This window comes from Actinomycetospora callitridis, from assembly GCF_028737265.1.
In the GTDB taxonomy this organism is placed as follows: domain Bacteria; phylum Actinomycetota; class Actinomycetes; order Mycobacteriales; family Pseudonocardiaceae; genus Actinomycetospora; species Actinomycetospora callitridis.
The window spans coordinates 109,448-126,127 of record NZ_JAQZAK010000001.1; the positions used below are offsets into that span (position 1 = coordinate 109,448).

The window sequence follows — 16,680 nt, forward strand, 5'->3', positions numbered from 1 at the left end:
CGGAATCGGTCCAGGTCGTCCGGGGCAGGCTCAGTCCGTGCGTCGTGAGTGCTCGGCGACCGCGGTCATGAGCGGCGGCCACTCGTGGCGCAGGGCCTGGTTGCCCATGAAGAGGCCCAGGTGGCCGCCCGGTGCGGTGCGCCGGGTGACCTGGTCCGCCGGGGTGGAGACGTGGTCCGCGGCCGCGAAGACCTGCACCGGCGGGGTGATGTGGTCGGTCGCGCCGCCCAGCAGGAACAGCGGGCAGGAGATGTCGCGCATGTCCACGCGGCGCCCGTCGACCTCGAGGGTCCCGTTGATCAGCTCGTTTCCCGCGAACAGGTGCTCGACCAGCCACAGGTAGAAGGCCCCGGGGACGTCCTGGGTGTGCTTGAACCAGTCCTCGAACGCCTCGTAGCGCGCGATGGCGGCCGGGTCGTCCAGGTTCTTCAGCAGGTCGACGTGCTTGGCGATCTCGGCGTCCGGGCGGATCGCGATGAACCCACCCAGGACGAACGAGCCCGGCATGTTGCCGCCGCCCGCGGCGACCATGGCGCGGTAGGGCAGCTGCCCGAAGCGCTGGGTCATCACCCGCGACGAGGCCCCGATGGGCGTCTCGCCGGCGTGGAAGTCGATCGGCGCCCCGGCCAGCGTGAGCGTGTTGACCTTGTCCGGGTGCATCGCGGCGTAGATCGTCGCGAGCCACCCGCCCTGGCAGTCGCCGACGAGGTTGACCGAGTCACGGCCGACGGTCTCGCGGCAGTGCTCGACGGCGCGGTCGACCACCGCGATGTAGTCGGAGATCGTGGTGCCGGAGGTCTCCCGCGTCGCGCCGACCCAGTCGAGGGTGAACGCGCGGGTCAGGCCCGCCTCGCGGATCACCATCATCTGCGACTGGCTGGGCTGGAAGTCGACGATGCACGAGTCGTGGCCGGCCTGCGGCGGCAGCACGAGCGTCGGGACGACGTCGTCGGTGGAGCCCTGCGAGAAGTCGCGCAGCCGCGCGATCGGCGTCTCGAAGACGATCTCGTGGTCGTTGTGCCACTGCGGCCGGCGGCGGGTGAGCACGTGGCGCCACCAGCGGCGGGCGTCGCGCGTGTTCTGCCCGGGCGTGACCGACTGGGTCAGGGCCCGCTGGAGCACGTAGCCGGCGCCCTTGGTCATCGCCGTCGCGCCGCGGACCGCCGCGGTGGCGTGGTACCCGCGCAGGTAGGCGGCGGGGTCGGGGCTGGGGGCCTCGGACTGGGCCTCGAGCGGGTCGCCCGGAGCGCCCGTCTCGTCGATGGTGGCCGTCATCTCGCACCTCCTCGCGCCCGGGGACCGGGCGCTCGACAGCACCCGGCTCTGGGTGCTGCACGGAACGTACGGCTGCTTGGGATGTTTCGCAACGGGCGCGCTACCGACGGGTAGACCGATCGGTTCCCTTCCCCTGGGCACGGGTTTGTGACTTCGATGGCACCTGGATCGTGTGGCGCGAACCACGCTCCGGGTACAGACACCCTCGACGACGGTGCCGAACAGCGAAGGAGCACGCATGGGAGACATGACCGGACAGGTGGCCCTGGTGACCGGGGGCGCGCGCGGGATCGGACGCGCGATCAGCTCCCGTCTCGCCCGACGCGGGATGAAGGTCGGTGTCGGCTACTCGTCGGACTCGTCCTCGGCCGAGGAGCTCAAGGCCGAGTTCCCGGACCAGATCACCATCCACCAGGGCAACATCGGCGACCGCGGCGACTGTGAGCGGGTGATCGACGAGGTCATGCAGGCGCACGGACGCATCGACGTCCTCGTGAACAACGCCGGCATCACCGCCGACAAGATGGTCGCCAAGATGGAGGTCGACGACTGGGACCGCGTGGTCCAGGTCAACCTCTCGGGCACCTTCTACATGGCGCAGATCGCCTACCTGCACATGGCCGAGCGCGGCAGCGGCCGCATCGTCAACATCAGCTCGGTCATCGGCGAGGCCGGCAACGCCGGCCAGGTCAACTACGCCGCGACGAAGTCCGGCCTCTTCGGCATGACGATGTCGATGGCGCAGGAGGGCGCGCGCAAGGGCGTCACCGTCAACTGCGTCGCGCCGGGCTACATCGAGACCGACATGGTCGCGGCCGTGCCGGAGAAGGCCATCGAGAAGATCGTCTCCGGGATCCCGCTGCGCCGCCTCGGGCAGCCCGACGAGGTGGCCCGCGTCGTCGAGTTCCTCGCGGACCCGGAGTCGGAGTACATCACCGGGCAGGTCTACTCGGTCAACGGCGGCCTGCACATGTGAGCCGCTGCGCGGGCTCACGGCACCCGTCGGGTTCAGGCCAGGCGGACCGTGAGCTCCGCGCAGACGTCGTCGAGGGCGGCGGCCGACGCCCGGCAGACGCCGGGGAACGACAGGAAGCCGTGCACCGCGCGGGCGTGGTCGGTGTGCTTCGCCGGCACACCGGCCGCGCCCAGGCGTGCGACGTAGTCGGCGCCGTCGTCGTGCAGCGGGTCGACCGCGGCCGTGACGACGAGCGCCGGCGGCAGGTCCGCGACGTCCGGCGCGAACAGCGGGGAGCACAACGGGTCCGTCGGGTCGCCGTCCTCCCCGAGGTAGTGGGTGCGGAAGACCTCCATGTCGGCGCGTGTGAGCACCGGCCCGTCGGCGAAGCGCTCGACCGACGGTCGGGTGAACGTCAGGTCCAGCGCGGGGTAGAGCAGGACCTGCGCGTCGATGACCGGGCCGGCCTCGCGCGCCAGCAGGCAGACGACGGCCGCGAGGTTGCCGCCCGCGCTGTCGCCCATGACGGCGAGGCGGTCGGTCCGGGCGCCGAGCGCGGCCGCGTGGCGCGCCACCCAGGACACGGCGGCGTAGCCGTCCTCCCGTCCCGCGGGGTAGCGGAACTCGGGCGCCAGGCGGTAGTCGACCGACACCACGAGGGCGCCGACCCGCGAGGCCACGTGGGCACACAGCCAGTCGGACTGGTCGAGGTTCCCCAACGTGCCCCCGCCGCCGTGGAAGTTGACGACGACGGGCAGCGCGCGGGCGGTGTGCGGCCGGTAGAGGCGCACCGGGACCGGGCCGATGTCGGTGTCGGCGACGCGGTCGGTGACGAACACCCCGCGCGGCATCGGCCCGAAGACCCGTGACGTGACCACGTTGTGGCTCATGCGCCGTGCCCGGGCCCGCGAGATCTCCTCGGGCCCCATGCGGCTGACCGCGACGGCCCCGGAGACGTCGGCGAACCAGGTGAACATGCGCAACCGGACGTCGATGTCCACAGCGCCCTCCCGCGACCGTGCGTGTTCTCAGCGGCGGCGACAGCCTGCACGACGAGTCGCCGCCCGTGCGCACTCGAACGGATCACCGATCGGGGTCTGTCGGTGACCGGCGCCCGTGAGACGGGGACGTGCGGGTGAGGCGCGTGTCGCAGCGGCGACACTCCTGGTGGTACCAGTGGGCGGTTGCTCCGTCAGAGGGGCCCGTGCGCCGGTCGACCCACCTGACCGGGCGGCCACTCCGGTCGCCGTAGCGTCCGCACCCGTGAGCAGTCCGCGACGCAGCGATCCGGCGGAGGCGCGGCAGCTCGAGATGCTGCTCGCCGCCGCGGTGGTCCTCGTCCTGCTCGTCGGGGCCGGGCTGGCCGGCGTGGTGGTGGCGGTGCGCCCGGGGCCCGACGAGGCCCCGGGCTACGCCCAGCCCGCCGCCGCGCCCGCCCCGGCCGACGACGCCGCCCGCCGCAGCTGGGCGGCCGCCGCGGAGTCCGCGACCGGTGTGCCGGCGCGGGCGCTCGTCGCCTACGCCGCGGCGGAGGTCGCCGCCCGCGACGAGCTCGCGGACTGCGGTGTGTCGTGGGTGACGCTCGCCGGGCTGGGCCGTGTCGAGTCGAACCACGGGCGCTTCGGCGGCACCGCGCTCGACGACCAGGGGCGACCGGGCGACCCGGTGCGCGGCCCGGAGCTCGACGGCACGGCCGGGAACCGCGAGATCCGCGACACCGACGGCGGGCGCCTCGACGGCGACACCACCTACGACCGCGCCGTGGGCCCGCTGCAGTTCATCCCGTCGACCTGGGCGCTGTACGCGGCCGACGGTGACGGCGACGGGGCCAGCGACCCCGACGACCTCGACGACGCCGCCCTGGCCGCCGCCCGCTACCTCTGCGAGGACGACCGCGACCTGCGCCGCGGCGACGAGTGGCGTACCGCCGTCCTGGCCTACAACCGCTCGCAGGCCTACGTCGACCGCGTCCGCCGGGAGGCCGTGGCCGCCGCGGACGGGGTGCGGTGATGCCGGCGGTGAGCCGGCGCCGACCTACCGCCGCGCCAGCCGCCGCTCGCCCAGCGACCCGGTGCGGTACTCCAGCCCGTAGTGGCTGAAGACGCCCGGCTCGTCGGAGGCGTGCAGCTCGCCGTCGGGGTCGATGAACGGCGCCTCGCGCACCAGCTCCCGGCCGAACGCGACCTTGAGGTGGGCCGGGGTGACGACGGCCCCGCCGAGCGGCACGAACACGAGCTTGGTCTTCCCGAACAGCGACGACACCTTGATGGTCGCGAACACCGGCTCATCGCCGAGGGTGTCGACGTACACGGCCTCGAGGTCGCCGATCTTCGCCTCGACGGGGTCGACGACGGGGCGCCCGCGCCAGTCGCGGATGTTCTCGGCGGGAATCACGGGCGGAACACTACGACCCCGGCCCGGCGCCGGGGAGTCAGACCGGCGTCGCCGACGGGGCCGCGGTGTCCGGGCGGGTCTGCTGGGTCGACTCGTCGGTGACCGGCAGCTCGTCGCGGCCGATCCGCCCGCCGCGGGCGAGGCCCCGCCCGACGGGGTAGGCGAGCGCGGCCGCGGGCAGCGGCCCCTCGTCGCCGCCGAGGTGCACCCGGACCTCGGCCGGCTCGCGCGAGGGGTCCTCGGGCACGCCGAGGCGCCGCAGCGCCTGCCCGGCCACGGCGCGCGAGCTGTCGTGCAGCGCGGTCCCGGGCGGCAGCGCGGCGAGGATGTCCTCGACCACCAGCGGGTAGTGCGTGCAGCCGAGCACCACCGAGCGGCAGCGCTCCGGCGTGCGGGAGGCGGCGAGGGCGACGGCCTCGCGCACCGCCGCGGCGTCGGCGTGCTCGACGGCCGTCGCGAGGCCGGGGCAGGCGACCGACTCGGCCTGGCCGGGCGCGGCGAAGCGCTCGAGCAGGTCGCGCTGGTACTCGCTGACCGTGGTGCGCTCGGTGGCCCACACCGCGAAGGGCACGCCGGTGGCCCCGGCCGGCTTCACCGCGGGGACGGTGGCCACCACGGGGCGGTCGGGCTCGAGGGCGGCGCGCAGCGGCACCACCGCCGTCACCGACGCGGTGTTGCAGGGCACGACGACGGCGTCCGCGCCGCGCTCGACGGCGAGGCGCCCGGTGCCGACGACGCGGTCGACGATCCAGGGCGAGGGCTTCGAGCCCCACGGCATGCCCTCGGGGTCGAGGTAGAGGTCGAGGGCGAGGTCCGGGCGCAGGTGGCGCAGCCAGCCCGCGGTGGGCAGCAGACCGCAGCCCGAGTCGAGGAGCGCGATGCGCGGTGCGGAGCCCGCCGGGTGCCCGACCATCGCCTCCAGTCTAGGACCTTGCCCCTCACGTCCCCGCAGCCCTCGGACCATGGCGGCCCCTCAGACCATGGCAGCCCCTCAGACCATGGCAGCCCCTCACACCATGGCAGCACTGCCGACGTCCGGGTGCTCGCGGTGGTAGGCCACCATCGCGCCGACGTGCTCGGCAAAGGTCGGGCAGCGCACGCCGACCTCGGCGAGGAGCGCGGTGGTCGCGGTGACGTCGTAGTCGGTGGGGTGGGTCAGGTAGTCCAGCGTCGAGGAGGGCAGCTTGAACACCCGTCCGACGCCCGGCAGGTGGTCGATCGAGAACCGCGACAGCGTGGTGGGGACGGGCACGACGCGCAGCTTCTTGTCGGTGTGCGCGGCGAAGGCCTCGCACATGCCGAGCACGGTCGGCGGGTGCGGGGCGGCGAGGGCGACGGTGCGGTTGAGGGCGCCCGGGTGCGGCGCGAGCGCGGCGATGGCGTCGACGACGAAGTCGCTGGGCACCAGGTTGAAGTGGACGCGCGAGGGGTCGCCGGGCAGCGGCATCACGGCCACGCGTCCCTGGCGGGCGATGAGCTGCAGCGCGTAGTACGGCCCGTCGTACTTCTGGGTCTCGCCCGTGCGGCTGTCACCGACGACCACCGAGGGCCGGTAGATCGTCACCGGCATGCCGGCCTCGCGCGCCTTGGCGACGATCCGCTCGGCCTCGTGCTTGGTGTGCTCGTAGTGGTTGGAGAAGCGCTGGCCCAGCTCCAGGTCGTCCTCGAAGAAGAGGCCCGGGTAGCGCCCGGAGACGTAGCAGGTGCTGACGTACTGCAGCCGCACGAGCTCGTCGGCCCCGCGCGCGAGGTCGACCACGTTCCGGGTGCCCTCGACGTTCACCGACCAGGCGAGCTCGGGGGCGACGGACAGGTCGTACACCGCGGCGAGGTGGAAGATCTCCAGGCGCCCGCTCCGCAGGGACGCGGCCTCGTCCTCGTCGAGGCCGAGCCCCGGCCGGGTGATGTCGCCGACGACGAGGCGGGTGCGCCCGGCCAGCGCCGGCTCGGTGGCCTCGAGACGCTCGAGCGTCCGGCGCGCCTGGTCGAGCCAGCGCTCCTGCACCAGCGCCACGGCCTGCGCGTCGGCGGAGCGGCGCAGCGTGCGCGGCAGCAGGGCGCTGCCGAGGAACCCGGGGAAGCCGGTGAACAGCACGGTCGTCGGCAACGCGGCCTCCGGGGAGGATCGGGCCTCCACCGGGGAGCGGGCGGGGGAGGGTCGGGCAGGGTCGGTGTCGCGAGGAGGACACCATGTCCTCCACGCGCGCGCTCGCCCGTCGCACCGTCGGGCGTTGTGAGTGCCGTCATGGGTGCGCGGTCGGTCGGTCCGGGAAGGTGTCCGGGCGCGGTACCAGGGGAAATCATCACGAACGACACTTGCGGGCGGACAATGCCCTCGGGGACTGATGGGAGGACGTTCGCATGAGCGCGCAGCGCATCGTGGTGGTCGGCGCGGGGTTCGCCGGCTTGAAGTGCGTCCAGCGCCTCGAACGTGAGCTCAAGGGCGAGCTGGCACGCGGCGAGGTCGAGATCGTGGTGGTCAACCCCCACGACTACATGCTCTACCTGCCCCTGCTGCCGCAGGTGGCCGCAGGCGTGATCACCGCGCAGTCGGTCACCGTGCCGCTGCCCCGGGCCATCCACCGCTCCCAGCGCCTGCCGGGCCAGGTGATCGGGCTCGACCTCCAGCGCAAGGTCGCCGTGGTCAAGAAGATCAGCGAGGACGTCGTCGACCTGCCCTACGACCGGCTGGTGATCACCGCGGGCAGCGTGACGCGCCAGTTCGACATCCCGGGGCTCGAGGAGCACGGGCTGGGGATGAAGAACCTCGGCGAGGCCGCCTACCTGCGCGACCACGTGCTCTCGCAGCTCGAGCTCGCCAACGCGTCGACCGATCCCGAGGAGCGCGCCGCGCGGTGCCACTTCGTCGTGGTGGGCGGCGGCTACGCGGGCACCGAGACCGCCGCGTGCCTCGAGCTGCTCACCGACGCCGCGATGAAGCGCTTCCCGCGCCTCGACCCGACGCTGGTCAAGTGGACCCTCGTCGACATCGCGCCGCGGCTCATGCCCGAGCTCGGGCAGCGCCTCGGCGAGGAGGCCCTCGACCTGCTGCGCCGCCGCGGCATCGGGGTCCGGCTCGAGACCGGCGTCGAGGAGGTCACCGCCGACAGCGTCACGCTCACCGACGGGGACACCCTGCCGACGAAGACGCTGGTCTGGACCGCCGGCGTCACCGCGAGCCCGCTGGTCAAGCAGCTCGGTGTCGAACTCGTGCGCGGCCGGGTCAAGTGCGGCACCGACCTGCGTCTCGACGGGTACGACGAGGTGTTCGTGCTCGGCGACGCAGCCGCCGTGCCCGACCTGACCGCCGAGGACCCGGGCTCCACGCTCTGCCCGCCCACGGCCCAGCACGCGACGCGCCAGGCGGTCGTCGCCGCGGACAACGTCGTCGCCTCGCTGCGCGGCGAGTCGCTGCGCGAGTACAAGCACCACGACCTGGGGCTCGTCGTCGACCTCGGCGGCACCCAGGCGGTGGCCCACCCGCTGAAGCTGCGCCTCACGGGCATCGTCGCCCAGGCCGTGACCCGGGGCTACCACCTCTACGCGCTGCCGCTCACGCGCACGCGCGCCCGGGTCGTCGCCAACTGGATCCTGCACTTCTTCGGGGGCGACGACTTCATCCGCATCGGCTTCCTCACGGGGCGCAAGAGCGAGACGTCGTCCTTCGAGGAGACGCGCGACTACCTCTCGGAGGAGGAGATCGCGAAGCGCGCCGCCAGCGCGGCCGGGTGACGCGTGACGCCCCCTGAGGACCCGGAGTACCGGGAGGACCTGCTCGCCCGCGACGGGACGCTCCTGCGCCGCTGGGACAACGGCGCGCAGGGCGTGCCCGTGGTCGTGTCCAACGGCCTCGGGGCGAGCCCGACGGCGTGGCCGTTCCTGCACGGCGCGGACTGCGGCTACCACGCGACGAGCTGGCACCACCGCGGTCTCGGCGGCTCGGCGCGCCCGGACGACGAGACGCGCATCTCCGTGCACGACCACGTCGACGACCTGCTCACGGTCATGGACGCGGCCGGGATGTCCCGGGCCCTCGTCGTCGGCTGGTCGGTGGGCGTCGCGATCGCGATCGAGGCCGCCCGGCGCGCGCCCGACCGCGTCGCGGGCCTGCTCGTCCTCGGCGGCGCGGCGACGGGCGCGTTCCGGGTGCTGCCCCAGCTCTCGCCCCTGCCGGCCCAGGTGCCCGAGGGCGTGCACCGGCGGGCGGCGCAGATCGGGGGATGGCTGCTGCGGGTGGTCGGGCCGCCCACGGCGGGGCTGATCAACCTGCTGCCCCGGAGCCTGGACGCGGGCCGCGACGCCCTCGGGCGCGCCGGCGTGGACCCTGCCCAGCTCGACCCCACGGGCTCCGCCGCGCCGATGATCACCCTGGCCGAGGTGGCGCGGGAGTTCGCCCGCCACGACTGGACGTGGTTCTCCCGGCTCGTGCTCGCCGCGGCCGAGCACCCGACGCCGGACGACCTGGGCTCGCTCCACGTGCCCGTCACGATCGTGTCCGGCGATCTCGACACGCTCGCCCCGCCCGCGGACATGACGGCGCTCGCGGCCGTCCTGCCCGACGCCCGGCTCGTGCGCCTGCCGGGCAGCCACTTCCTGCCCCTGCAGTTCCCCGACGCCCTCGCGGGCGAGCTGGCCGCGCTCGCGACGCGGGCTCAGCTCTGACGCATCAGATCTGGCGCACGAGTCGTTCGGCGAGGAAGCGCAGCGCCAGGTCGTACCCCGTCACCCCGGCCCCGGCGATCACGGCCGTGGCCACCGGGGACACGTAGGAGTGCGACCGGAACGCCTCGCGGGCGTGCACGTTCGACAGGTGCACCTCGACCACCGGGACCGGCAGGGCGGCCAGCGCGTCGCGCAGGGCCACGGACGTGTGGGTGTAGCCGCCCGGATTGATGATCACTCCGCCGTGGCCGGTCATGGCCTCCTGGACGGTGTCGATGAGCACGCCCTCGTGGTTGCTCTGGCGCGCGTCGACCTCCAGACCGAGCTCGGCGGCGGTGCGCCGGCAGCGCTCCTCCAGGTCGGACAGGGTGTCGGTGCCGTAGACCTCGGGTTCCCGGCGGCCCAGGAGGTTGAGGTTGGGCCCGTTGACGACCAGCACGCGGCGGGCGTTCATGCGCCACTCCATCGGGGGTTCATAACCACGCCTTTGTCATTCGGGGGTCAAGCGGACGGGTGGGACGACCGATGAGAGGGACAGCGCCCAGCACGGGCGGTCTCCCCATCTCGGACGGAGTCTGTATGAGGACGGTTCTGATCTGCGACGACCGGCGCAGTGTCCGCGAGGGACTGACGCGCGTCATGTCCGCGGTCCCCGGCGTCCAGCGCATCGACTGTGTGTCCACGGCCGACGAGCTGCTCACCCGCTACGCCCGCCAGAGCGCGGACGTCGTCTTCGTCGGGACGCAGCGCGCCGTGGCCTCGGGCGCCGAGGCGACCCGTCGCCTCATGGCCGCGCACCCCCAGGCCAACGTCATGGTCTTCGGCGCCCCGGACGACGGCGGCAGCATCGCCGCCGCGATCGCCGGCGGCGCCCGCGGCTACCTGCGCTGGGACGCCTCGCGTCCCGAGCTGGTCGCCGCGCTCGCCCACTCCGCCGCGGGCGCCGAGGTCGGCGCCATGCCCATGCAGCGCGGTGCGCAGCCGGGCGCGGGCGTCAACCTCACCGAGCGCGAGATGCAGGTCCTGCGCGGGATGAGCCAGGGCAAGAGCAACGGCCAGATCGGCCGCGAGCTCTACCTGTCCGAGGACACGGTGAAGACCCACGCCCGTCGGCTGTTCCGCAAGCTCTCGGCGGCCGACCGGGCCCAGGCGGTCGCGCAGGGCTTCCGCTGCGGCCTCGTCTCCTGAGGCAGCTGCCGGGGGGAGACACCCGACGACGTCCCGCCGGGTCGGAGGCGGCAGGAGGTCAGCGGGGCAGGAGGAAGGACGGGTCGACCGGACCCGGTGGACGGGCGTACCCCGCATGCGCCCGCCCACCGGGTCCGGTCGGCGTGCCCGCAGGAGCCGGGCCGTGAGGTGCCGCCGTGACGTGTCTCAGGGGCCGACGACGGTCCGGATGGTGTCGTCACGCAGCTCGGTGCGGGTGCGCGGGTGCGCCCCGAACCGGTGGCGGATGCCGTCGGGGCCGGCGATCCAGCCCTGGTAGGCGTCGAGCGCGTGGTCCTGCCGCTCGCCGCCCTCGCCCCGCACGGTGATCCGGTACGCGGTGTCGCGCGCGAACGTGAACCGGGGGGTCGGGGTCGTGCGCCCCGTTCGGGAGGCAGTGCGGGAGGGGGCACGGGAGGGAGCGGCCATCGCCGCCGATCGTACGGGCACGGAACACCCGTCCGCCGCCCTCGAACGGAGTAGTCGTGAGAAGGTGAGCGACGTCTCGGCTCGGCGCTGACGGGGAGGGTGGACGGGTGGCAGACCCCCTCGACACGGGCCCTCTCGACACGGTGCACGCGGCCTGGTCCGCGGGCCGTGCGGCACGCAACGGCTGGCTCACCGTCCCGGACGCCCACCTCGTCGAGGTCGTGGCCGCGTACGCCGCCGGGCACGACGTCCTCGACGCCCTGACCCTCGACCTCCAGCACGGCCTGTTCGACCGCGCGTCGACCGCCGCCGCGGTCCGTGCCGTCGACGCGCACGGGCTCGCCCCGCTGGTGCGCCTGCCCTCGGTCGACGACGCGAGCGTGGGGTTCGTGCTCGACCTCGGCGTCCGCGGCGTGATCGCCCCGATGGTCTCCGACGTCGCGACGGCCACCGAGCTCGTGGCCGCGTGCCGCTACCCGCCGGCCGGGCGCCGCTCGTTCGGGCCCGTGCGCACGGCGCTGCGTCCCGGCGCCGATCCCGTGGGCTCCGCCGGCTCCGTCCTCGTGTTCGCCATGATCGAGACGGCCGACGCCCTGGACCGGGCCGGCGAGATCGCCGCGGTGCCGGGCCTGGACGGGCTGTTCGTCGGCCCCGGCGACCTCGGCGTCGCCCTCGGGCTCGGCCCCGCCCAGAACCGCGAGGAGCCCGCGATCCACGACGCGTTCCGGCGCGTCCTCGACGCCTGCGCCGCCGCAGGTACGCGCGCGGCCGTGCACGCCACCCGCGCGCAGTACGCCGCCGCCCGGGCGGCCGACGGGTTCTCGCTGGTCACCACGTGGTCCGACGTGCCGGCGCTGCTCGAGGGTCTGGACGGCGCGCGCGAGGGGTTCCGGGGATAGCGGACCGTTCCCGTCCGCCTCGCGGGGCACACTGAGCGGGTGCTCGAGACCTCCGCCCGCCTGCTGCGCCTGCTCTCGCTGCTGCAGGCCCGCCCGGAGTGGACCGGACCGGAGCTCGCCGAGCGCCTCGGCATCACCACCCGCACCGTGCGCCGGGACGTCGACAAGCTCCGCGGGCTCGACTACCCGGTCGAGGTCGGCTTCGGCCCCGGCGGCGGCTACCGCCTCGGCTCCGGGGCCGCGCTGCCGCCGCTGCTGCTCGACGACGACGAGGCCGTCGCGGTCGCGGTGACGCTGCGGACCGCGGCCGGGTCCGGGGTGGCGGGCACGGGGGAGACGGCGCTGGCGGCGCTGGTCAAGCTCGAGCGGATCCTGCCCGCGCGCCTGCGGCACCGGGTCTCGGCGATGCCGGTGGCGATCGTGGCGCCGCGCGTCGCGCCGACCGTCGACCCCTCGGTGCTCGCCGTCGTGGGCGGGGCGTGCCGCGACCGCCGTGTGCTCGAGATCGACTACATCGCACGCGACGGAGCGGCGACCCGTCGGCGCATCGAGCCGATCCACCTCGTCGCCTGGGGTCGGCGCTGGTACCTCGTGGCCTGGGACCGCGACCGCGAGGACTGGCGCACCCTGCGCGTCGACCGCCTCACGCCGCGGCTGGCGCCGGACGGGCTCCCGACCGGCCCGCGGTTCGCCCCGCGCGAGATCCCGGGCGGCGACCCGGCGGCGTTCGTCTCCGACCGCGTCGCCGACGTCCGGCCGTTCCGCTGCGTCGTGCGCGTGGAGGCGTCGGCCGAGCAGGTGCGGGCGACGATCTGGACCGACCAGGTACGCATCGAGCCCGACGGGCCGGACGCCTGCCGGGTGTCGCTGTCCACGGACGACGCCCGCGCCGCGACGATCATCCTGCTCGGGCTCGGTACGGAGTTCACCGTCGAATCGCCCGACGCCCTGTCCGAGGAGCTGCGGGTGGTGGCCGCGCGCTACCTGCGGGCCGCCGGGGACGCTCAGCCGACCGCGCCGCCCACCAGGTAGCCGATGCCGTAGGTCGCGGCGAGGCCCAGGGCGCCGCCGACCATCACCCGCAGCACCGCCCGCCTCGGGGTCGCGCCGCCGAGCCGGGCGCCGACCCAGCCGGCGAGCCCGAGGGCGACGAGCACCACCGCGACGGTGACGGGGACCCGCCACGTCGGCGGGGTCGCGATCACGGCGATCAGCGGCAGCAGCGCGCCGAGCGTGAACGCCACCGCCGAGGCGCCCGCCGCCCGCCAGGGGCTGGTCAGCTCGTCGGGGTCGAGGTGGAGCTCGGCGTCGACGTGGGCGGAGAGCGCGTCGTGCTCGGTGAGCTCGACGGCCACCTGCCGCGCGGTCGCCCGCGAGAGGCCCTTCGCCTCGTACAGCTCGGTGAGCTCCTCGAGCTCCTCGTCGGGCGTCTCGCGCAGCTCGCGCTTCTCCTTCGCCAGCTGGGCGCGCTCGGAGTCGCGCTGGCTGGACACCGAGACGTACTCGCCGAGGGCCATCGAGACCGCGCCCGCCACGAGGCCCGCGATCCCGGCGGTGACGATGGGGGCGCGCTCGACCGTCGCGCCGGCGACGCCGACGACGATGCCCGCCGTCGACACGATCCCGTCGTTGGCGCCGAGCACGCCGGCGCGCAGGGCGTTGAGCCGCTGGGAGAGCTCGCCGCCGTGCGGCTCGGGGTGGACCTCGCCCGGGGTCCCGGAGCTGCTCACCGTCTCGCGCATGCCCCCAGGGTCCCACGAAGAATGGAATGATTCCAGAAAACTGAGCCTGCCCTCAGTCCGCGCGTGATCCTCACGGCGATCCGGCGCCCGGGAGCGCACGATGGTGGGGCCGGGTGACGCGGACGGGGCCGCCGCGCCCGGCAGGAGGAGGCGCCGTGGACACCGAGGGAGCAGCCGAGCGCGAGGGGCGGGGCGACCCGGAGGAGCACCGGTCACGCCTGCCCGAGCGGAGCGGGCCACCGGACCTGCGGGTGAGCGACGCCGAGCGCGCCGCCGCTCTGCAGGCCCTGGGCACGCACCTCGAGGCGGGGCGCCTCGACATCGACGAGTTCGGCGAACGGTCCGCCCGCGCGGCCGTCGCGGTCCACCGTTCCGACCTGGAACCCCTGTTCCTCGACCTGCCGGCGCCGCACCCGCCGTTGCCCCACCCCCACGTCGCACCCTCGCCCCCGGTGCCGGCGGCGCCGTCGCCCGTGCCCGAGCAGGTCCGGGACCGCCGGCCCGCCCCGGCCGGTCCGGCCCTCGGCATCGCGCTGGTGATGGTGCTCGTGCTCGTGCTGCCGGCGCTCCTCGTGGGCGCGGCGGCGACGGGGTCGGCCGGCGGCCTGCTGGTGCTCCCGCTGCTGTTCCTGGTGCTCGGCGCGCGGCACGGGCGCTGGCACGGACGCGGGCCCGGGGGCCACGGGCACGGCCACGGCGGGAGGCACGGACCACACGGGCCCTGGTGAAAAGGGGGGTGGCGCGGCCGCCGTGGATGAGGTTAGGCTTGCCTCATCGCTGCGCGGTGTTGTGGTGGCGCCAGCGGCAGCGGCGAGAGGTGGCCCCGGGCTCGAGGGACGAGCCCGGGGCCACCGATCTCTCCTGGATACCACGTTTCGCCCCTCCGCGCTCCGGTCGAGCGCGTGACCAGCGGCGACGGGATCCGGCTCAGGTCCCCGGCCTCCCGGTCGCGTGAGTCGTCGGCGCTTCGAGGTGCCGCCGCGCGGGGCGCAGGGGAAGCTGTGTCCGTTATGGGGATCATCGAACGGGTCGTGCTTCTCGACGAGTCCGGGGCGGCGACGGGGACGGCGGCGAAGGCCGAGGTCCACCACGACGCCACGCCCTTGCACCTCGCGTTCTCCTGCTACGTGTTCGACGGGCGCGGCGACCTGCTGCTGACCCGGCGTGCGCGCAGCAAGAGGACCTTCCCCGGCGTGTGGACCAACTCGTTCTGCGGCCACCCCGCGCCGGACGAGCCGATGGACGAGGCCGTCCGCCGTCGCGGGCGCCAGGAGCTCGGGATCGACCTCGACGGCCTGCGCCTCGTCCTGCCCGGCTTCCGGTACGACGCCGAGCAGGGCGGTGTGCGCGAGAACGAGATGTGTCCCGTCTTCGTCGCCCGCACCCACGACGTGCCCCGCGAGCCGGACCCCGGCGAGGTCGACGAGATCCGTACCGTGCCGTGGGCGCCGTTCCGCGATGAGGTCCTCGCCGATCGCTGGTCGGGGATCTCGCCGTGGTGCGCCGACCAGATCCGCCTGCTCGCCTCGCTCGGCCCCGAGCCCGGCCGCTGGGCCACCGCCGACCCGGCCGCGCTGCCCCCGGCGGCGTTCCTGGCGACGTGAGTTTCCGGTCCCGCCGATGAGTCGGGCCGGCCGCGGGAGTTCCACCGGTTGAGGACGCCATCCGAACCCGGGAGGACAGCCCCATGGCCGACAACGACGCCGAGCGCGAGGTCCGCGAGCTGATCGAGCGCTGGGCCCACGCCGTGCACGTCGGCGACCTCGAGACCGTGGTCGCCGACCACGCCGAGGACATCGTCATGTTCGACGTGCCCCCGCCCCAGGACGGGATCCGCGGTCTCGCCGCCTACACCGCGGCCTGGCCCCCGTTCTTCGAGTTCCAGGCCTCCGGCGGGTGCTTCGACATCGTCGAGCTGGACGTCACCGCGGGCGACGACGTCGCGTTCGCCCACGCCCTCCTGCGCTGCGACACCCCCGAGGCCGTCGCCGCCCGCCCCGACCTCCGGCTGCGGCTCACCCTCGGCCTGCGCCGCGAGGAGGGCCGCTGGGTGGTGGTGCACGAGCACCACTCGTTCCCCGACGAGAGCCACATCGTGGAGGAGGACCAGCAGGCGGTGCGCGACGTGCATCGGAAGTGGGCGCAGGACACCGCCGCCGGCGACCTCGACGCGCTCGTCGCGCCGATCGCCGACGACATCGTCTCCTACGAGCACGAGGGCCCGCTGGAGTACGTCGGCATCGACGACGTCCGCGAGGTCTGCCGGGCCGGGCTCGAGGCCTCGCCGGAGTCGGTCCGCTGGGAGATCCCGGACCTCCGGGTCGTCGCCGGCGGCGACATCGCGGTCTCGTGGGGCATCGACCACATCACGCCCGGCCCCGACGCCGAGCCGGTGCTCTCCCGCGGCACCCGGGTCTTCCGCCGCACGAGCGAGGGCTGGTCGATGATCCACCAGCACCTGTCGTTCCCCGTCTGATGGCACGCCGCTCCGCCGATCACCACCACGTCATCCCCGGCGGCCGGTCGGACGACCTCTGCTGAGCCGACCGGAGAACGCTTCGAGAACCGAAGCGTCCGTGGGAGGACTCACGGCGGGCGTCCGTCGGCCGCGCGGTCGGTCGGTCGGCCACCGTCCTCCGGCCCGGCCCGATGCTTCGGAAACCGAGGTGTCCGCGACGCTCAGGGCCGGGGCGCGCCGTGATACGTGCCGAACTGCCAGTGGTTGCCCTCCGGGTCGCGCACGGCGACGTCGTGGGAGCCGTAGTCGGTGTCGTAGGGGCCCTGGGTGACCTCGCCGCCGCCGTGATCCCGGACCCGCGCGGCGATGGCGTCGATCTCGGCGGCGTCGGGCACGACGACGTAGGCGGTGAACGAGCCGGAGGACGTCGCGCGCACGTCGGTGCCCGGGCGCTGCTGGCCCATCATGATCCCGCCGCCGCTGGGCCAGGCCAGCTCGGCGTGCTGCACGACGCCGGAGTCGTCGGCGTACGCGACGACCTCGACGAACCCGAGGACCTCGGTCAGGAACGCCATGAGGGCGCGGGCGTCCCGGGCCGCGAGCGTGGGCCAGATCTGGGGCGGTGGGGTCTTGGCGTCGGTCGTGGAGGAGGTGTCCATG

General features: G+C 74.5%; 19 protein-coding genes. 10 read left to right on the forward strand and 9 right to left on the reverse strand.

The annotated features are described in order from the left end of the window. Positions 1–30: 30 nt before the first annotated feature. Positions 31–1,275 (reverse strand): alpha/beta fold hydrolase, encoded by a 1,245-nt coding sequence (locus PH191_RS00505; protein WP_274192670.1) that lies wholly within the window; start codon positions 1,273–1,275, stop codon positions 31–33. A gap of 247 nt (positions 1,276–1,522) precedes the next feature. On the opposite strand from PH191_RS00505, the gene PH191_RS00510 reads away from it, so the two are divergent. After that, positions 1,523–2,251 (forward strand): beta-ketoacyl-ACP reductase, encoded by a 729-nt coding sequence (locus tag PH191_RS00510; RefSeq protein ID WP_274192671.1) that lies wholly within the window; start codon positions 1,523–1,525, stop codon positions 2,249–2,251. Between the two features lie 32 nt (positions 2,252–2,283). On the opposite strand, the gene PH191_RS00515 is transcribed toward PH191_RS00510, so the two are convergent. Then, a complete protein-coding gene (locus PH191_RS00515; protein WP_274192672.1) occupies positions 2,284–3,231 on the reverse strand; it encodes an alpha/beta hydrolase in 948 nt (315 codons plus the stop codon). Between the two features lie 262 nt (positions 3,232–3,493). Here PH191_RS00515 and PH191_RS00520 point away from each other — a divergent pair, with 262 nt between their 5' ends. Next, complete coding sequence (locus tag PH191_RS00520; protein WP_274192673.1) at positions 3,494–4,240, forward strand: lytic transglycosylase domain-containing protein; 747 nt, start codon at positions 3,494–3,496, stop codon at positions 4,238–4,240. Between the two features lie 24 nt (positions 4,241–4,264). Here the strand turns inward: PH191_RS00520 and PH191_RS00525 are convergent, their stop codons facing one another. The 3 genes from PH191_RS00525 to PH191_RS00535 all read right to left on the reverse strand — a co-directional run bounded on the left by PH191_RS00525 (position 4,265) and on the right by PH191_RS00535 (position 6,731). After that, entirely contained in the window at positions 4,265–4,624 is a 360-nt protein-coding gene (locus tag PH191_RS00525) for a PRC-barrel domain-containing protein (protein WP_274192674.1), read from the reverse strand. A 37-nt stretch (positions 4,625–4,661) separates the two neighbouring features. Continuing rightward, complete coding sequence (locus PH191_RS00530; protein WP_274192675.1) at positions 4,662–5,537, reverse strand: glutamate racemase; 876 nt, start codon at positions 5,535–5,537, stop codon at positions 4,662–4,664. A gap of 96 nt (positions 5,538–5,633) precedes the next feature. Continuing rightward, complete coding sequence (locus PH191_RS00535; protein ID WP_274192676.1) at positions 5,634–6,731, reverse strand: SDR family oxidoreductase; 1,098 nt, start codon at positions 6,729–6,731, stop codon at positions 5,634–5,636. Positions 6,732–6,985: 254 nt separating this feature from the next. Here PH191_RS00535 and PH191_RS00540 point away from each other — a divergent pair, with 254 nt between their 5' ends. Both PH191_RS00540 and PH191_RS00545 read left to right on the forward strand, forming a co-directional pair. Next, positions 6,986–8,356 carry an NAD(P)/FAD-dependent oxidoreductase gene (locus PH191_RS00540; RefSeq protein WP_274192677.1) on the forward strand — a complete coding sequence of 457 codons (1,371 nt, stop codon included), beginning with the start codon at positions 6,986–6,988 and terminating at the stop codon, positions 8,354–8,356. Positions 8,357–8,359: 3 nt separating this feature from the next. After that, entirely contained in the window at positions 8,360–9,286 is a 927-nt protein-coding gene (locus PH191_RS00545) for an alpha/beta fold hydrolase (RefSeq protein ID WP_274192678.1), read from the forward strand. 4 nt (positions 9,287–9,290) lie between these two features. On the opposite strand, the gene aroQ is transcribed toward PH191_RS00545, so the two are convergent. Continuing rightward, the gene (gene aroQ / locus PH191_RS00550; protein ID WP_274192679.1) at positions 9,291–9,740 is read right to left on the reverse strand and encodes a type II 3-dehydroquinate dehydratase; all 450 of its coding nucleotides are present in this window, start codon (positions 9,738–9,740) and stop codon (positions 9,291–9,293) included. A 125-nt stretch (positions 9,741–9,865) separates the two neighbouring features. Here aroQ and PH191_RS00555 point away from each other — a divergent pair, with 125 nt between their 5' ends. Further along, a complete protein-coding gene (locus PH191_RS00555; protein ID WP_274192680.1) occupies positions 9,866–10,474 on the forward strand; it encodes a response regulator transcription factor in 609 nt (202 codons plus the stop codon). A gap of 186 nt (positions 10,475–10,660) precedes the next feature. Here PH191_RS00555 and PH191_RS00560 read toward each other — a convergent pair whose 3' ends face one another. Next, a complete protein-coding gene (locus PH191_RS00560) occupies positions 10,661–10,921 on the reverse strand; it encodes a hypothetical protein (protein WP_274192681.1) in 261 nt (86 codons plus the stop codon). Positions 10,922–11,028: 107 nt separating this feature from the next. On the opposite strand from PH191_RS00560, the gene PH191_RS00565 reads away from it, so the two are divergent. Next, positions 11,029–11,820: an HpcH/HpaI aldolase family protein gene (locus tag PH191_RS00565; RefSeq protein WP_274192682.1), complete on the forward strand. Its 792-nt coding sequence runs from the start codon at positions 11,029–11,031 to the stop codon at positions 11,818–11,820. Positions 11,821–11,859: 39 nt separating this feature from the next. Beyond that, positions 11,860–12,852, forward strand: coding sequence for a helix-turn-helix transcriptional regulator (locus tag PH191_RS00570; protein WP_274192683.1), 993 nt, complete (start codon positions 11,860–11,862; stop codon positions 12,850–12,852). Here PH191_RS00570 and PH191_RS00575 read toward each other — a convergent pair. Next, positions 12,825–13,562 (reverse strand): VIT1/CCC1 transporter family protein, encoded by a 738-nt coding sequence (locus tag PH191_RS00575; protein WP_274192684.1) that lies wholly within the window; start codon positions 13,560–13,562, stop codon positions 12,825–12,827. The genes PH191_RS00570 and PH191_RS00575 overlap by 28 nt on opposite strands. A 155-nt stretch (positions 13,563–13,717) precedes the next feature. On the opposite strand from PH191_RS00575, the gene PH191_RS00580 reads away from it, so the two are divergent. The 3 genes from PH191_RS00580 to PH191_RS00590 all read left to right on the forward strand — a co-directional run bounded on the left by PH191_RS00580 (position 13,718) and on the right by PH191_RS00590 (position 16,038). Beyond that, positions 13,718–14,290 (forward strand): DUF1707 SHOCT-like domain-containing protein, encoded by a 573-nt coding sequence (locus PH191_RS00580; protein WP_274192685.1) that lies wholly within the window; start codon positions 13,718–13,720, stop codon positions 14,288–14,290. 291 nt (positions 14,291–14,581) lie between these two features. Beyond that, positions 14,582–15,166 carry an isopentenyl-diphosphate Delta-isomerase gene (gene idi, locus PH191_RS00585; protein ID WP_274193647.1) on the forward strand — a complete coding sequence of 195 codons (585 nt, stop codon included), beginning with the start codon at positions 14,582–14,584 and terminating at the stop codon, positions 15,164–15,166. 83 nt (positions 15,167–15,249) lie between these two features. After that, positions 15,250–16,038, forward strand: a complete 789-nt coding sequence (locus PH191_RS00590) for a YybH family protein (protein ID WP_274192686.1) — start codon at positions 15,250–15,252, stop codon at positions 16,036–16,038. Between the two features lie 203 nt (positions 16,039–16,241). Here PH191_RS00590 and PH191_RS00595 read toward each other — a convergent pair whose 3' ends face one another. Next, on the reverse strand, positions 16,242–16,679 hold the full coding sequence (locus PH191_RS00595; protein WP_274192687.1) for a VOC family protein: 438 nt from the start codon (positions 16,677–16,679) through the stop codon (positions 16,242–16,244). Position 16,680: the final 1 nt, after the last annotated feature.

What these genes read in the sequence shown, in the direction of transcription:
- PH191_RS00505 (WP_274192670.1), bottom strand. Translation starts at nt 1,275, where the DNA reads ATGACGGCCACCATCGACGAGACGGGCGCTCCGGGCGACCCGCTCGAG.
- PH191_RS00510 (WP_274192671.1), top strand. Translation starts at nt 1,523, where the DNA reads ATGACCGGACAGGTGGCCCTGGTGACCGGGGGCGCGCGCGGGATCGGA.
- PH191_RS00530 (WP_274192675.1), bottom strand. Translation starts at nt 5,537, where the DNA reads ATGGTCGGGCACCCGGCGGGCTCCGCACCGCGCATCGCGCTCCTCGAC.
- PH191_RS00540 (WP_274192677.1), top strand. Translation starts at nt 6,986, where the DNA reads ATGAGCGCGCAGCGCATCGTGGTGGTCGGCGCGGGGTTCGCCGGCTTG.
- aroQ (WP_274192679.1), bottom strand. Translation starts at nt 9,740, where the DNA reads ATGAACGCCCGCCGCGTGCTGGTCGTCAACGGGCCCAACCTCAACCTC.
- PH191_RS00555 (WP_274192680.1), top strand. Translation starts at nt 9,866, where the DNA reads ATGAGGACGGTTCTGATCTGCGACGACCGGCGCAGTGTCCGCGAGGGA.
- PH191_RS00560 (WP_274192681.1), bottom strand. Translation starts at nt 10,921, where the DNA reads ATGGCCGCTCCCTCCCGTGCCCCCTCCCGCACTGCCTCCCGAACGGGG.
- PH191_RS00575 (WP_274192684.1), bottom strand. Translation starts at nt 13,562, where the DNA reads ATGCGCGAGACGGTGAGCAGCTCCGGGACCCCGGGCGAGGTCCACCCC.
- PH191_RS00590 (WP_274192686.1), top strand. Translation starts at nt 15,250, where the DNA reads ATGGCCGACAACGACGCCGAGCGCGAGGTCCGCGAGCTGATCGAGCGC.
- PH191_RS00595 (WP_274192687.1), bottom strand. Translation starts at nt 16,679, where the DNA reads ATGGACACCTCCTCCACGACCGACGCCAAGACCCCACCGCCCCAGATC.